The sequence below is a fragment of the Arcicella sp. genome, from assembly GCF_964672035.1.
This window is the reverse complement of sequence record NZ_CBABQS010000038.1, coordinates 26,583-42,006: the sequence shown is the minus strand read 5'-3', so window position 1 is coordinate 42,006 and position 15,424 is coordinate 26,583. Positions and strand designations below refer to the sequence as shown.

Sequence of the window (15,424 nt, the reverse complement as noted above, 5' to 3'; positions counted from 1 at the left end):
TTTGCCTTTTTTAATCCATGATTCAAGGATTAGGCGTTCTTCGGGAGTCAAATGTAATCTGTAAACAGTCATAACTTTTTATGATTATAACTTAATAAGACACATTAAAGTTTTTCAAACAGTAGTTTTGCTTTCATTTGTTTTTAAATAAGTCTTTAAAATACAACCATAAAATTTATCAATTTCTTTTAAATTAAAAACCGATAAACCCTAATATTCCTTAAATGCGATTATGATTGATTTATACTTCTCTTATTGCTTTAATTTAATATTCTTGAAATTGTTAAACCCATGTTGTCACCCCCTCTGGAAAATCGGTTATCCTCTTGCCAGACAATAGAGGTTTGGCTAAATGGGGCAGAAATACTAAATTGAACATTTGGGATTCTATGATTTTTTTGTACTAAATTTGAACATTGGCCTATGAATTTCACCAAGTTCCAAAGCGTTAGTGGTAAGCCAAATTACACGCAACAAGCAAGTATTTGACGAATATAAGTGAATCAAATTCCAAATGATAAAACCAACACAATAGCTTGCGATCGCTGTTGAAAGTTTTTCGATACTTGCAAATATTGCTAAAATAGACGAAAAATTAAATTTATCCTCATTTTCAGTTCACCATTAAAAATCATCAAAGGACATTGCTGTCCGTCATATAAATTGGCAAATACTCATTTCGCTTTTAAACAGTTTACAATTCATCAAGGCCAAACAGCGATGAAAGTAACGACTGATGCCTGTATTTTGGGAGCATATACGGACGCTCGGGAAGCAAAAAAAATTTTAGACATTGGCACAGGAACGGGACTTTTGGCTTTGATGTTAGCCCAAAAAAGTAACGCAAAAATTGATGCCGTAGAAATAGATAAAAATGCTTATAATCAAGCAGTTAGAAATATAGATGATAGTATTTTTAAAGATAAAATAACCGTTCATAATACTTCAATTCAAGATTGTATTACCCTAAATTTTTATGATTTAATTATTAGCAATCCTCCATTTTTCCAAAATCATTTAAAATCTGGAACGCTCGCTCGCAACAATTCGATTCATACAGATTCGCTCTCGTTTGAAGATTTACTCCATTCTATTTTACGATTATTATCTTTCAATGGCACATTTGTTGTTTTATTACCAGCGTATGAAAGTTCAGTTTTTGAGCAATTATCCATTTCAAAAGGGCTTTATCCGCAAAAAAAACTTACGATTAGACATCGAAAAGACACCAAAATATTAAGAATTATTACGACCTTTGGAAGAACAAAAAAAGAAATTATTATCGAAGAATTAATTATCAAAAATCCCGACGAAAGTTACTCGCCTGATTTTCAGGCATTTTTGAAAGACTATTACTTGATATTTTGAATATGCCGATGTTAGATATATCCGTTATCGTACCACTTTATAATGAAGAAGAATCATTACCCGAACTTTCCGCATGGATTGAACGAGTGATGAATGAGAATAATTTTACCTACGAAATCATTTTTGTGAATGATGGTAGTAGAGATAATTCTTGGAAAGTAGTCAAGAGCCTTTCTGAGAAAAATGCAAATATTAAAGGCATTTCATTCAGTAGAAATTATGGCAAATCTGCCGCCCTTCACGTAGGCTTTAAGGATGCCAATGGCAAGGTTGTTATCACGATGGATTCTGACTTGCAAGACAGCCCCGATGAAATTCCAGAATTGTATAAAATGATTATGGAAGATGATTATGATTTGGTGTCTGGTTGGAAACAAAAACGTTTTGACCCCATCACAAAGACGATTCCAACAAAACTATATAATGCCGCAACTCGTTCAATGTCAGGTGTTTACCTTCATGATTTTAATTGTGGATTAAAGGCTTATAAAAACGAAGTTGTCAAAACGATTACGCTATACGGAGAAATGCACCGATACATTCCCGTCATGGCAAAATGGAATGGTTTTGAGAAAATTGGGGAGAAAGTAGTGCAACATCAAGCCCGAAAATACGGCACAACCAAATTCGGAATTGAGCGTTTCTTGTACGGATTTTTAGATTTACTGTCTATTACTTTTATCCATAAATTTGGCAAACGCCCGATGCACCTTTTTGGTGGTTTTGGGATATTGTCTTTCTTTATCGGAACAATGATTACCTTCTATCTGATTGGTGAAAAAGTCTATGCCATCGCCAATCATTTAAAGTTTAGAAATGTAACTGACAACCCGCTTTTCTTCTTGGCATTAGTTGCTATTATTATTGGGGTTCAACTCTTTGTGGCAGGATTTATTGGAGAATTAATGACTCGTAATTCTGATAAAGTGACAGATTATCAAATTCGGGAAACTGTTTAGGAATTTATTTTAAAGATTACAAAAAATAGGAATGAGTGATTTAGCTTGGCTTGGAAGAACCAAATTATTAGTCGGAGATGAACGTCTCCAAAAATTACAAAATTCCCACGTTTTAATTGTGGGATTGGGCGGCGTTGGCTCTTTTGCCGCCGAATTTATTGCTCGGGCGGGCGTAGGAACGATGACCATTGTTGATGGTGATGTCGTGGATCCATCCAATAGAAACCGTCAATTACCAGCCCTTGCTACCACGCACGGACAAGCAAAAGCTGATTTGATGGCGGAACGTTTATTGTCCATTAATCCCGAATTGAAATTAACATCCATTCGTGAATTTCTGTCTCCAGAAGCGGCAGAAGCTATTTTGAGTAGCGTAAAATTTGATTACGTTATGGATTGTATTGATTCTATTACGCCCAAATTAACGCTTCTGATAACGGCTTACAAGAAAGATTTACGCATTGTTTCATCTATGGGAGCGGGTGGAAAGATTGACCCAACCAAAATCCGTACTGCCGATTTATTTGATACCCGTGAATGTTATTTGGCTTCGTTGATGCGAAAACGTTTACGAAAAATAGGCATCACAACGGGTATCAAAGCCGTTTATTCTGCTGAGGAAATGATGGCGGAATCGTTGATGCTTACGGATGGTGCAAACTACAAAAAATCAGCTTACGGAACCATCTCGTATATGCCCGCTGCCTTTGGTGGCGTGTGTGCATCGGTGGTTTTGAGGGATTTATTGGGGTATCCTGTGGAAATGGAAAAGAAATTAAAGGCATTAGCCGCCAGAGAGAAAAAACAGAAAGAGATTGAAAACAAAAGGAAAAAGGGATAAAGCAGAAATGGAGACAGAAAGAAAATATTTTCTCTTTCTGTCTCCATTTCTGCTTTATTCCTTTCCTCCAAAATTTACGCCAAAGGTGGAATTCTCAACATTTGACCTGGATAAATTTTATCAGGGTGTGATAACATCGGCTTGTTAGCTTCAAAAATCAAGGGATATTTCATCATATCACCGTAGTATTCTTTGGCAATTTTCGATAAAGTATCACCCGAAACAACTTCGTGATATTTTGCTTCTTCGGCTGGTTCAGCTACGTCCAATCTGTTATCAACCACTTTTACGCCTTCAACATTACCAACCGCCAAAGCCAATTTCTCAGCATCTTCTTGTTTGGCAACTTCACCTTCCAAAATCACGGTATCACCCGCAGTTTTTACGGTCAATGAGTTGTATGGTAAGCCTAAACTTTTTACGTGAGCCAGTAATGCACTTGCTCTCAATGGTTCTACGGTTGCAGCTGTAGCTGGTTCTACTTCTTTGTGTCCTCCGAAAACTTTTTCTCCGACACCCTTAAAAAATGACATTAACCCCATAATTGTAAGACGGTTTGTTTAATTGTTTGTAAATAAATTGAGAGAGTATTGAATGTAAGTCTTTACCCAAAACCAAAAGTATCTTTTTTTGATACTTCCACAAAGTTTAAGACATAATTTTTTCATTTAAGTCACTCAAACTTGCTAAAATTATCTTTTAAAAACTAATTGCAACGCTATTCTTCTCCTCTTCCAGAAAAAGTTCTTGTAGTTTCTTGGTAATAATTCCCACTTTACCCTCACTAAATACTTGATTATCAGTTTGGGTAATGGCAATAATTCGTTTGGTGCTTCCCGTCGTAAAAACTTCGTCTGCTTCCCAAAATTCTTGCGTGGTTACGTCTCTTTCTTCTATTTCAAAATGATTTTTGGCAAAATGAACAATATGCTTTCTGGTTACGCCAAACAATGCACCATCCAAAGGGGTAATGATATTTTCATCTTTCACGATAAAAATATTACTTCGTGAAGATTCTGAGATTTTACCGTCTTTATGATACAGCACATCGTCTGCTCCCTTTGATTTCATTTCTTGAATGGCTCGGATAGGCACGATATAATTCAAGGTCTTAATCTCAGGAATTTCTCTTCTGTATTCCATACTCATCAACTTCATGCCTACGTCAGCGGGTTTGAATTCAAAAGGTTTTCCTATCACTACCAAGTTAGATGTTGGCGAAGGCGTGTAGCCATCTTCTGAATATCCACCCGTCATAATCATCTTTACACCCAAAAGTTTATGCGTATTCAATCGGATGATTTCGTGGATAATTTCTCGTAATTTATCCCTTGATTCGGGAATTGGAAGCCCCATCAATTTGGCAGAATTCTCAAATCTATCCAAGTGGTCTTCGATAAAAATGGGTTGTCCGTCAATGGCACGAAAGAAGTCGAAAATGCCGTAGCCTCTCAATAAACCAAGATCTGATACGTGGAGTTGGGCTTTTTCTGCGGGAAGGATTTCTCCGTTTAGGTAAATAAATTCTTGCATAATTTTACATTTCTTCCAAATGTACTCTCGTTACAAAATTACTTTTTGCACTTCCACGATACGTTCCATACACGGGCGTAACGGCTTCCGAAATTGTTGAGGCTCCCAATGGAATGTGTTTTCCAGAAACTAAACAGTTTTGCGTAGGGTCGAATCCACGCCAACCACCACCAGGCAAATATACCTCAACCCAAGCGTGTAAATATTGTGGTTGTTCGGGGTCGCCGTAGTGATAGCCACTTACAAAACGGCAAGCAATTCCCAATACACGACACATGGCCATAAACAATACTGAATAATCACGGCACGAACCCGTTTTTGTCAATAAGGTAGTTTCGGGCGAGTTTGGTTCGCCATCTTCTCTGACTTCGTAGGCAAACGTATTGATAAGTTTGTTAAGCTCGGTTAAAAATGAAGTCGTATTCCAATTAACACCGCCTGCAATTTGTCTTGCTGTTTGGTCAATGAGCGTGGTAATACCCGTTTTTACGAGATACGGCATCAAAGTTAGCTGTAATTGTTCGCTATATTCAATCGGTAATTGGCTATTCTGAAAAGGATGATAGACAAACGAAAGCGGATTGAACTCGGTAGTTTCAACGATTGATGTTGTCTTGATATGCAATTTTGTTACAGGTTTACTGAAAAACAAAATTTGTTGCGTATTATCGGACTCATCAAGATTTTTAGCAATAAAATCGGGCTGGGGGGCAACATCAAGTTGATACGATTTTAGCGTCAACAAAGAACTCCGTTTAGGATGCAAATACAAATAATGCGGTTCTAAATGAACCGCATCGGTATATTCGTAAAGAAGTTCGTGTTCTATTTTTATAGTCATTTTTTTATAGGTTTTAGGGGTTAGGGATTAGATAATCAGGGATTGAGAACATGAACTTAAATCGCTATTGCCCAATCCCTAATTGCCTAATCCCTAATTAACCAATCACTAAACTCCCAACACATCACTAATCCACTCGCTCTGCAAACTATCCACCGAGGTTTGCAAAAGTGCATTCCATTGTTTAGTTACTCCTTCCATTTGATCTTTTTCCAATCGATGTTCAATCAAATGAAAACTGTCTTTATGATAAACCACTACGTCTATGGGATAATCAACATCACTGGCGCTTACTTGGGTAGCATCAAAAGATAAAAAACCTAACTTCAATGCGTCTTCAATGGATGTTTCATAAGTTAAAGCCCTGTTTAACAAAGGTTTACCATAATTTGAATTACCTATTATTTGATATTTTAGCCCTTCATTTATCTCAATCCAATTGCCTTCTGGAAAGACCAGAAACAGTCTATGTTCATCATCTTTTTCCATTTGTCCACCCACAATTGAGTGTAAATTGAATTTATAGCCTTCTTCTTTCAAACTTGCTTTATCTTCATCTGCAACCTTACGAATCATTTCAGCGAAGGCATTAACGGCTTCAAACATATAATCAAATTTAAAGCCTTTTTCCTTCGTCATTTGATTGAAATAAATAATTGATTTATCCCTGATTGACCGCAAACCAGCTGTCATAATAAACAACGTATGATTACCAATCTGATGAGTTGAAACTTTTTTATTTGAGTAAACCTCCGTGCCAGCCGTTATTCTATTATCGGCAATGGCAATGAGTCCGTCTTTAACTTTTATTCCTAAACAATAAGTCATTATATTGTGGTTGATTGTTTCATTTGTTTTTACAAATTTAACCACTCTTTTATTGATTCGCCACAACAATTTGTGATTGTTCTTGAATAACTGGTTTTAAATCGAAGTAAGTCTTGAAAATAGCCGCCCCAACAGCGTTATTTTTCTCTTGAAATTCATCTAAATATTGATGCAATCCGATTTCGAAAATTTCTTTCACTTCCGAAAACTCAACTTCCGAACGCAATTTACTCAATGCTTTTTCCGCAGGATTTGAATAAGAATTCGTAATAGCAGTTCCAGAAATTTCGTACAAGGATAATTCTGCCTGACGAATGCAATACATCACCGAGCGAGGGAATTTTTTATCCAACAACAAAAAGTCAGTAATAGCAGTTGAATTGACAATCTGATATTGCTGACGGAACATATTGTAGGCACTTACGGACTTCAGAACCGCCGACCAAAGCAATAAATCCAAAGGTGACCCAACCGCATCAACTTCAGGTAAAAGCGTGAAATATTTTACGTCCAAGAACCTTGTCGTCTTGTCGCCACGTTCCAAAAGCCTTCCCAATCGTCCAAAATGCCACGCTTCTCCACGAGTAATGGTAGAATCTACGATGCCATAAAACAATTGACTACCTGTCTTTATATTGTCCAAAAAACCCTGATAACGAGCTAATTCCCACGATTTGCTGTCGTGATCTGCCTCCTTGACCGTCCAATAAATTTGATTGACATACTCCCACATTTCACGAGAAATACTTTCACGGATTGTTCGGGCATTTTCACGAGCTTCATACAAACACGACAAAATAGAATTAGGATTTCGACTATCAAAAGTCATAAAATAGAGTACATTCTCACGGGTGGGTGCATCATACCATTTCTCAAAAATATAATTATCGGCTGTGGCAACAATGAGTGGTTTCCATTGCTCTGGCACATTAGGAGGTAAATCTAAGGCAAGATTGAAATTGACTGAGATAAAACGGGCATAATTATCGGCACGTTCGATGTACCGATTCATCCAATAAACTGAATTTGCGACTCTACTAAGCATAGGATTTTATGATTAAAATGCTTGATTGTATTTCATAAATTTAGTTTAAAAATCTATTGATTTAACGTATATGTTAACTTTTGTTTTGATAAAAATATTCCCACTACCTATTTTTCTGTATTTTCTTCAAATAAACACATTTCATTTCTGACATTTGCAATTTATCGGAAATTATTTACTTACTTGCAAAGAAATTTGATTGGTATTAATCCAACGAAAAACCATTCCATTAACCTTTTCTAAAAACAGTACAAGTACAAAAAATACCCCTTCAAGTCCTTGAAGGGGTATTTTTTATATGACAGTGTCCTAATTATTTCATCAACCTGACCAACAGAATCTCAATCGCCAAAAACAACAAGGCAGCAATCAGAAAATACTTCCATAATGCCACGCCAAAGTTTTGGTCTTTAAAAGTTTTAACAAAATCGGCATCATCTATTTTATCAAAAACTTGCACATTTTTAGCATCGCTGAAGATATTTTTTAATTCATTGACACTATAAAAATCCATCAATGATTCTTTATTATCGTGATTAAAAGCGACTAATCTTTCCACTTTCCCATCCAAAACCAATTCATAATATCCCGATTCAATAGATTGATTATCAGCTAATTGATTGGCTTTGGGCAGTTCAATGGTCAATTGTTTTCCGTTGAGATTTTGTACAGGGATAATTTCCAATTTCCCTTTGCGTAATTTAAAACTCGCTGTTTTCGGAATGTCGTTTACCTCCACCGTGAAGGTATTTTGTTCAAACGAATAGGCCGTTGGTTCTTGTGGCACACTCAACGCTGCAATCTTGTACATGATGGGTACAAAAAGGGCATTTCGGGCAAAATCGCCAAATTGAATATCCAAAGGAGAGGCCGTTAAATAAACCTTGCCTTTCTCTGCATTGGAAACCGTTAAAAACGGTTGATTATTTCTAAAATTCAACAACTTATCACCCAACGCCTGCCACGATAAAACACCACCTTGATTGGGCATTTGAAGCAATTCTTTTTGCGTAGAATTATCAAAAATATCAACGAAAAATGAAGACGTTTTCACGGGTTCGGCTAAGGGCGTAAAATCGGTTTGCGTAATTACTTTCGACTGAATTCCACGAATATTGAACATCCCCATAAAATTACTATAACTTTGAATATCGGGGGTTTGTGAAGGAATTACGAATAAACTTCCACCCGCACGGACAAAATCCTGCAAAGCCGTTTTGATACTGCCATCCATATTTTGTGCACCTTCCAATACGACCAAATTCGTCGTTTTAAATTGCCCAATATCAATATTTGAAACCGAGAAACTTCTGAACGCAAAAACACTATCATTATCAAAAACCGTGGGAATATATCGTCCTGCCGAAGCCTGTCCAAAAAGGTGCAAAACTTTGATGGTTGGGGCGGCATTCAGCACAAAATAATAATCGTTGTCAAACGTAATTGGCGTATCGTCAAAAGAAATTCGTGCCTTTTTGAAGCCTTTATTTTTTACGGTAAATGAAAAATTAGCAATCGTGGCCGACTTGGCTTGTATGCTTGCGATGGTGGATGACACTTGGGCATCGTCAATAAAAAGTTTTACTTGCAAATTCTCCACGGCACGTTCGCCCGTATTGAATAGCTTGACAGTCAATTGATTAGCGGACATTTCACGCACGAATGGCGTACTCATCCAGACCGAATCCACGAATACGTTTTGCAAGGCCTTCGCTTGTACGGGAACCACAAAAAGCCTTGAAGTAGAATCTAATTTGAGCTTCGATAAATCACCCGAAGTGGATTTTTGAAAATCCGAGAACCATAAATATTGATTGCCCCCTTGCGAGTTATGTTTGGATGCCAAACTCGCCTGACGTTTCAAGATGTTATCAAAAGTCCGTGGCGTGTGCGTAAACTTGATGGTTGTTGTGCGGTCTTTAATCGTTTGGGTGTTGCCAACGCTGTGTTCGTCGGACGAAAAATCGTTGGTAACTAATTGTAATTGAGAGCCTTGCGGAAAAACCGCCAATAATTCTTCCACTTTACTAATGGCTTTATCCAAGTACGTTTTTTTGTCCAATTCGTTTTGCATCGAAAGCGAATTATCAATATAAATACTCGCTACGCCACCTGCTTTTACGCCTTTGCCCGATTTGGAAGGCAGAAAAGGTTGCGCAAAAGCCAAGACCAAAGCCGCAATAAATGCCATTCGAGCCGCCATAATCAAGAGATGTTTGAGTCGGCGGAAAGAAGACGTAGTGGTATTGACCGCTCTGAGAAAAGCGACATTTGTGAACAACACTTTTTTAGTTCTACGGAAGTTGAACAGGTGAATTATCACGGGGATTGACAAAGCCAAAAGCCCCCAAATGAAGGTTGGAAATAGGAATTGCATATATTATTAATAAGCCAAAAGCGTTTTTGCAGGAATTTTGAAATCATTATGCAAAACCTTTATCATTTTAAGTGTTAAGGGTCTTTTTCTATTCAAAACCTCTGAAACCCTACTTTTTGTACCAAAATATTTTACTAAATCTTTTTGATTTAAACCTCTTTCTTCCATTTCATATTTGATGGCTTCAATTGGGTCGAGAGGTTCTATTCCATGATTTTTGGCTTCATAGGTTTCAATGACCATCAAAAGCAATTCCAAAATATCACCCTCTTTTGTATTCAGTTTTGCTCCCCAATATTCATTGAGTTGCTTTAAAGTCGCTTTGTATTCAACTTCATTTTTGATTGGTTTTATTTCAAAATTTTCCATTTTCTAATCGAAATCTATTGTTTTAGCATCAATTTTATCATGCGCTTTATGAGTACCAACAAACTTTATCCAACACGCTTGAAATTCATAATTGAAAGACACTATTAATCTATATTTATTTCGTGCGATATTAAAAACGATTCTTTCGTTACCCACATAATCAGCGTCTTTAAAATCTGCAATAACTTCTTGTGGATTGTTATAATCATTAGCACTCATTTTTTCATACCAAAATATTAACCCCGCTTTTGAGTCGATATAGGTTTCCCAAAATGTTTTAAGTGTACTTCGTGCAACAATTCTCATATTGATATTTTAATCCAACAAATATAAAGATAGTTCCCGATAATGGAACTACATAATTGATTTGATTATGAATTATTCTTTTCAAATTTTATTCCAAATATTCTTTTCCATATCACATAATCAATAAACCTCAAAAATTACTTTAAAAATTATCTTTATCATCATATCATTTCGTTTCTTGCAAGAAATTTAAACCACATCAAAATGACACGTAGAATATTGTTATCACTTTTCGTTTCTTTTTCAGTTTTTGCTTGTACCCAAAAAGCAATTCCACTCAAAAGCACTAACCTTTTATTGGCTTTCAAAACTCAAACGGGAATTAATGCCAGCCAAGCAACTGATGATAGTTTACTCATAAAAGCAAAACGCTGGCAAGGCGCTGGAAATTATCCTGGCGTGGACGCTTGGGAAGTTTTTGAAATTACTGCTGACACAAAACTGTACGGTGGTTTGCCTGGACAATCCGAATTTTATAGTGTTGAAAAGTCACTTTTAGACGTAAATTATGACAAAGTAAAATACTGGCAAAGTCTGCAAGTTGCTCCACATCCTACATTTGGCTTTCGTCCGAAAGTTGGAGAATATACCGTTAATGCCCTTATTAAAGTGGCAGTTGCCAAAACCTTGGCTAATCCGCAATACGGTCAAGGTGGTGCTTGGCAAGTTTTTGTGGATGATTACCCTAAAAAAATAACTTTTGTAAAAGAAATTCCCTTAAAATAATGGCACAAATTTTTGTTGATGATTGTCCCGTTTGTGAGCCTGTGAATAGGTTGATTGGTATTTTATTGGAAAATAATTTTGAAATTATCGAACAACGATTGGATGATTATCATTTCCATCAATTATATTTCAAACTGCAAGGAAGCGGTATTTTACTGGAAATTTTACCTGCAGACGGCTTTTCGAGAGAAGGAAATAAGTACATCTGTGATTGTCATTGGTCAACCATTGAGATTATAAATACCGATTCATCAGAAATATTTTTGTGTTAGTTTCTTAATTTAAAAAGCATTTCGGCGGTTCATCATGTATTGATTGAAAATATAGATGACAAAAGGTAATATTATGTAATAATTAACCATTTTTAGTCAATAAAAATATCAATCTATGAACAAATTACTCTTACTCGGCTGTTTATATACAGTCCTATTTTCTTCTTGTAAAACCGCTCAAACTGTTACTCAAAAATCGTCTGAGCATCAAGTTGAAATCAATTTCTTGCACGTAAATGATGTATATGAAATTTCACCCTTAGAAGGCGGAAAAGTGGGCGGAATGGCCCGTTTAGCTACTTTACGTAAAGAATTAATTACTAAAAATCCTAATACCATAACCATTTTAGCGGGCGATTTCCTAAATCCTGCCCTCATCAGTACTTTCAAATACGAAGGCAAAAGCATCAAGGGAAAACAGATGGTAGAAGCCATGAATGCCGTTGGTTTTGACTGGGTTGGCTTGGGCAATCATGAGTTTGATTTAGATGAAGCTGATTTGCAAAAACGCATTGATGAATCCACCTTTAATTGGCTGGCTTCTAATGTTTTAGCCAATAAAAAAGGCGATTTAACACCGTTCTATAAAATGGTGGATGGTGTGAAAATTCCCTTTCCGAAAACGGCTATTTTAACTTTCAAAAATGCGCACGGTGAGGCGGTAAAAATGGGTATGTTCTCGGTAGTTTTGCCGTCCAACAAAAGAGACTATGTGTATTATGCTGACTTTTTTGAAACCGCCGTTAAAACTTACGAAATCCTAAAACCTGAATGCGATTTTGTGGTTGCCATTACGCACATAAATAAAACCGATGATGCAAAATTGGCGGCAATTTTACCAGAAGTGAAACTCATTATGGGTGGACACGACCACGATAACATGATTGAAAAAGTGGGAAATACGAGCATTGCAAAAGCTGATGCCAATGCTAAAACTGCTTACGTACACACCATTTCATTTGATACAGAATCTAAAAAAGTATTGATAAACAGCAACTTACGAAAAATTGACGAATCAATTTCACAGGATTCTGCCGTTGCGGTTGTGGTGAAAAAGTGGGATGATATCATGGATGTTGCTCTCAAAAAGGTGGGAATGGACAGAAACGATGTGGTAACGCAATTGTCTGAACCTTTGGATGGACGTGAATCTTCGATGAGAAATACACATACAAATTTAGGCGATTTAATTGCAAGAGCCATGACTGCATCTGCTTCAAAACCAGTAGACTGTTCGGTTTTCAATAGTGGTTCCGTAAGAATTGACGATCAATTATCGGGCAGAATAACCCAATTGGATATTATGAGAATTTTACCTTTTGGTGGAAAAATTGTGGAAGTTGCTTTAAAGGGACGCTTATTGGCAAGAATTTTGGAATCTGGCATCAAAAATAAAGGTAATGGCGGTTTTTTGCAGTGGGATAAAGTTCGTTATGATGAAACTAAAAATGAGTGGTTTATCAATGGAAAACTATTGGACGTAAATCAGGATTATTACATTGCCATTCCTAAGTTCATGATGGAAGGGAAAGAAACCAATCTTGGATATTTAACAGATAAAAACCCTGACGTTCAAAGTATTACAGAATCTGACGAAAAAGATATTAATGATATTAGAAACGATGTGAGGAAAGTTTTGATTGCTTATTTGAAGGGGAAGTAGCGTTTTAAGACACAAAAAATCCCTCACTAGAAGAATAATTCGGTGAGGGATTTTTTTGTGGAATAGATTTCCAATTAAATTACTTTTTTTTCTTCAAAACTGGTGCAACCACTGCTGGTAATTTTGCAGTATAATCAGCAATTGCTTTTTCAATCGTACTTTTCATTCCCGCAAATCCTGGGTCAGTTCCACCCAAAGCAAGAGCTTTTTGTGCCAATGGCAGAGCTTCTGAATAGTTGCCTAACTTACTCATAATCTGAGCTTTAGACCAAACGTTACGAAATGTTTCAGCTCCTGCAATTGAAGTATTAACCATTTTCAAGGCTTGTTCTAATTTACCTTTTCCAGATAAATAATCCGCTGCCGTACGCATAATGTTTGCGTTATCGGTCGATACTTTATTGAAGGCAGCTTCAATCATTTTAGTGGTTTCAATGGTTATTGGAGCAACAATTTTTTTGTCCGACCAATAGATATTCATGTCGGCAGTACTGTCTGAAAGCCCCGTAAAATCAATCGTAAATGCTTCCGTTTTTGCGATTGAAACTGGTTTTACGGTCACACGCAAAGCATCTTTTTCTTGTGAATAATTTTGTTCTTGAGCAGTAATATCTTTATTAAAAATCAACGTCCAATCGCCCGCTGTTGGAATTGAGAATATTCCGTAGGTTCCAGCCGCCAATTTCTGACCAGCAATCATTACATCGTTAGAAAACGTGATTTGGTTTGTACCATTGGCACCCGTTCTCCAAACTTTATCATACGCCACAACGCCACCAAATACATCACGACCTCTCAATAATGGACGAGAATATTTCACTGATACGTCAGTTGTGCCAATAACTTGCGAAACTGATGCTCCTGGACTTGGTTGTGGTAAGCGAATTTGGGCAGTTGCCGAAAGAGAAATGCCAGTTAAAAGGGCAAGAAATAATTTTATCATTTGTCGTTTGTTTGTTTAATAGTTTTTCCAAATTTACAGGATAAAATTGAAAGAGTTTAGTTTTGGGATAAGATACCTAATTTTTCAATACAAATTTGTAGATTTGTTTGTAGAATAATAAGTATAAAACAGAAAATGCACAGAAATCCCCTCCTCCAACTCCTAAAAAATCATCAACCTTCTACCACAGAAGAAATACAATTCAAACAACAAATGATTGAATTTGTAAAGCAAAATCCTGATTGTTTTGAGCGTTCTTTACTCATCGGACACGTTACGGGTTCGGCTTGGATTGTGGACAAATCTCGCCAATTTACTTTGCTGACGCATCATCGAAAATTGGATAAATGGTTTCAAACTGGTGGGCATTGTGATGGTGATTCAGATGTGTTGAATGTGGCTTTAAAAGAAGCGCAAGAAGAAACAGGACTCACTGATATTCAGGTAGTTAATTCCAACATTTTCGACATTGACATTCACGAAATCCCCGAGCGAAAAGGCGTACCTACACACCTACATTATGACGTAAGATTTTTGTTTGAGGCCGATTTAAACAAACCGTTAATTGTGTCTTCTGAGTCTTCAGATTTGGCTTGGATTGAACGCTCAAAAGTATCAGAATTGAATGATAGTGAATCAATTATGCGGATGATTTTGAAAGGAAAAAGGGAATAATGGAAGACAGGAGAAATTAGAATAATATTCAAGGACTATTTCATTCCTACATTCCTCCCGTCTCCCTTTCTACATTCCTCCTTTGATTCCTCTCAAAGTGTTTCAATTCTAAAAAATACAGGAATAGCGGGTTTTTCGTAGTATTCGGGTGCTTGTTGGATTTTATCGACTATATCCATTCCTTTGGTAACTTCCCCAAAAACCACATAAAGTCCGTTCAATTTTTGAGCCTCCTCAGCATTGGTTACAATAAAAAATTCGGTGGGTGAAGAGGCTTTTTCTGGATTGCCTTCATCGTATCTTGCCATCGCAATTGCTCCACGTTTATGGGTGAATTCGGGAATATATTCAGGCGGAACAAGATAGTCTAATTGGTCTAAATATTCTCCGCCACCTTGAATGGCCGTATGATACACATTTCTATAAAATATCCGGTGAACGTAATAATTCGACTTTACTAATCTAATAAAATTGGCTCGATGCAAAGGCGTTTTGTCGTAGAGTTTCACCGTAATATCACCGCCAACCGTTTTGATAACTACTTCATTTTCAGGATTTTGATTTCCATATTCAGTTAAAAAAGTTTTCGGATCTTTATCAAAAAGACGCATATCTTTCTTACAGGATGAAACGCAACATAGAACGATGAGAAGCAATGAAATTATTCGCATGAGGAAT

Annotated in this window: 17 protein-coding genes; 7 read left to right on the top strand and 10 right to left on the bottom strand. The window is 36.6% G+C overall.

Annotated elements, in window-relative coordinates:
* Window positions 1–663 precede the first annotated feature (663 nt).
* The 3 genes from AC1W31_RS11870 to AC1W31_RS11860 are packed head-to-tail and all read left to right on the top strand — an operon-like array spanning window position 664 to window position 3,168.
* Entirely contained in the window at window positions 664–1,368 is a 705-nt protein-coding gene (locus AC1W31_RS11870) for a tRNA1(Val) (adenine(37)-N6)-methyltransferase (RefSeq protein WP_481734661.1), read from the top strand.
* Window positions 1,369–1,376: 8 nt separating this feature from the next.
* A complete protein-coding gene (locus AC1W31_RS11865; RefSeq protein WP_481734660.1) occupies window positions 1,377–2,327 on the top strand; it encodes a glycosyltransferase family 2 protein in 951 nt (316 codons plus the stop codon).
* Between the two features lie 31 nt (window positions 2,328–2,358).
* Window positions 2,359–3,168 carry a tRNA threonylcarbamoyladenosine dehydratase gene (locus AC1W31_RS11860; protein ID WP_481734659.1) on the top strand — a complete coding sequence of 270 codons (810 nt, stop codon included), beginning with the start codon at window positions 2,359–2,361 and terminating at the stop codon, window positions 3,166–3,168.
* A 74-nt stretch (window positions 3,169–3,242) separates the two neighbouring features.
* On the opposite strand, the gene lysM is transcribed toward AC1W31_RS11860, so the two are convergent.
* The 8 genes from lysM to AC1W31_RS11820 form a co-directional block, all read right to left on the bottom strand.
* The gene (gene lysM / locus AC1W31_RS11855; protein WP_481734658.1) at window positions 3,243–3,710 is read right to left on the bottom strand and encodes a peptidoglycan-binding protein LysM; all 468 of its coding nucleotides are present in this window, start codon (window positions 3,708–3,710) and stop codon (window positions 3,243–3,245) included.
* Window positions 3,711–3,867: 157 nt separating this feature from the next.
* Window positions 3,868–4,701 carry an aminotransferase class IV gene (locus AC1W31_RS11850; RefSeq protein WP_481734657.1) on the bottom strand — a complete coding sequence of 278 codons (834 nt, stop codon included), beginning with the start codon at window positions 4,699–4,701 and terminating at the stop codon, window positions 3,868–3,870.
* Between the two features lie 4 nt (window positions 4,702–4,705).
* A complete protein-coding gene (locus AC1W31_RS11845) occupies window positions 4,706–5,542 on the bottom strand; it encodes a transglutaminase family protein (protein WP_481734656.1) in 837 nt (278 codons plus the stop codon).
* Window positions 5,543–5,650: 108 nt separating this feature from the next.
* Entirely contained in the window at window positions 5,651–6,370 is a 720-nt protein-coding gene (locus AC1W31_RS11840; protein ID WP_481734655.1) for a proteasome-type protease, read from the bottom strand.
* Window positions 6,371–6,419: 49 nt separating this feature from the next.
* Window positions 6,420–7,415: an alpha-E domain-containing protein gene (locus AC1W31_RS11835; RefSeq protein WP_481734654.1), complete on the bottom strand. Its 996-nt coding sequence runs from the start codon at window positions 7,413–7,415 to the stop codon at window positions 6,420–6,422.
* A gap of 313 nt (window positions 7,416–7,728) precedes the next feature.
* Window positions 7,729–9,792, bottom strand: a complete 2,064-nt coding sequence (locus AC1W31_RS11830) for a BatA domain-containing protein (RefSeq protein WP_481734653.1) — start codon at window positions 9,790–9,792, stop codon at window positions 7,729–7,731.
* A gap of 6 nt (window positions 9,793–9,798) precedes the next feature.
* Window positions 9,799–10,161 carry a helix-turn-helix domain-containing protein gene (locus tag AC1W31_RS11825; protein ID WP_481734652.1) on the bottom strand — a complete coding sequence of 121 codons (363 nt, stop codon included), beginning with the start codon at window positions 10,159–10,161 and terminating at the stop codon, window positions 9,799–9,801.
* A 3-nt stretch (window positions 10,162–10,164) separates the two neighbouring features.
* A complete protein-coding gene (locus AC1W31_RS11820) occupies window positions 10,165–10,467 on the bottom strand; it encodes a type II toxin-antitoxin system HigB family toxin (RefSeq protein ID WP_481734651.1) in 303 nt (100 codons plus the stop codon).
* 204 nt (window positions 10,468–10,671) lie between these two features.
* On the opposite strand from AC1W31_RS11820, the gene AC1W31_RS11815 reads away from it, so the two are divergent.
* The 3 genes from AC1W31_RS11815 to AC1W31_RS11805 all read left to right on the top strand — a co-directional run bounded on the left by AC1W31_RS11815 (window position 10,672) and on the right by AC1W31_RS11805 (window position 13,128).
* The gene (locus tag AC1W31_RS11815) at window positions 10,672–11,193 is read left to right on the top strand and encodes a hypothetical protein (protein ID WP_481734650.1); all 522 of its coding nucleotides are present in this window, start codon (window positions 10,672–10,674) and stop codon (window positions 11,191–11,193) included.
* Window positions 11,193–11,465 carry a hypothetical protein gene (locus tag AC1W31_RS11810; protein ID WP_481734649.1) on the top strand — a complete coding sequence of 91 codons (273 nt, stop codon included), beginning with the start codon at window positions 11,193–11,195 and terminating at the stop codon, window positions 11,463–11,465. The genes AC1W31_RS11815 and AC1W31_RS11810 overlap by 1 nt, the downstream gene beginning before the upstream one ends.
* 115 nt (window positions 11,466–11,580) lie before the next feature.
* Window positions 11,581–13,128, top strand: coding sequence for a bifunctional metallophosphatase/5'-nucleotidase (locus tag AC1W31_RS11805; protein WP_481734648.1), 1,548 nt, complete (start codon window positions 11,581–11,583; stop codon window positions 13,126–13,128).
* A gap of 79 nt (window positions 13,129–13,207) precedes the next feature.
* Here AC1W31_RS11805 and AC1W31_RS11800 read toward each other — a convergent pair whose 3' ends face one another.
* On the bottom strand, window positions 13,208–14,071 hold the full coding sequence (locus AC1W31_RS11800) for a DUF2911 domain-containing protein (protein ID WP_481734647.1): 864 nt from the start codon (window positions 14,069–14,071) through the stop codon (window positions 13,208–13,210).
* A 135-nt stretch (window positions 14,072–14,206) separates the two neighbouring features.
* Between AC1W31_RS11800 and AC1W31_RS11795 the strand changes: the two genes are divergently transcribed.
* Window positions 14,207–14,746: an NUDIX hydrolase gene (locus AC1W31_RS11795; RefSeq protein WP_481734646.1), complete on the top strand. Its 540-nt coding sequence runs from the start codon at window positions 14,207–14,209 to the stop codon at window positions 14,744–14,746.
* Between the two features lie 92 nt (window positions 14,747–14,838).
* Here AC1W31_RS11795 and AC1W31_RS11790 read toward each other — a convergent pair whose 3' ends face one another.
* Window positions 14,839–15,417 carry a peptidylprolyl isomerase gene (locus AC1W31_RS11790; protein WP_481734645.1) on the bottom strand — a complete coding sequence of 193 codons (579 nt, stop codon included), beginning with the start codon at window positions 15,415–15,417 and terminating at the stop codon, window positions 14,839–14,841.
* Between the last annotated feature and the right edge of the window lie 7 nt (window positions 15,418–15,424).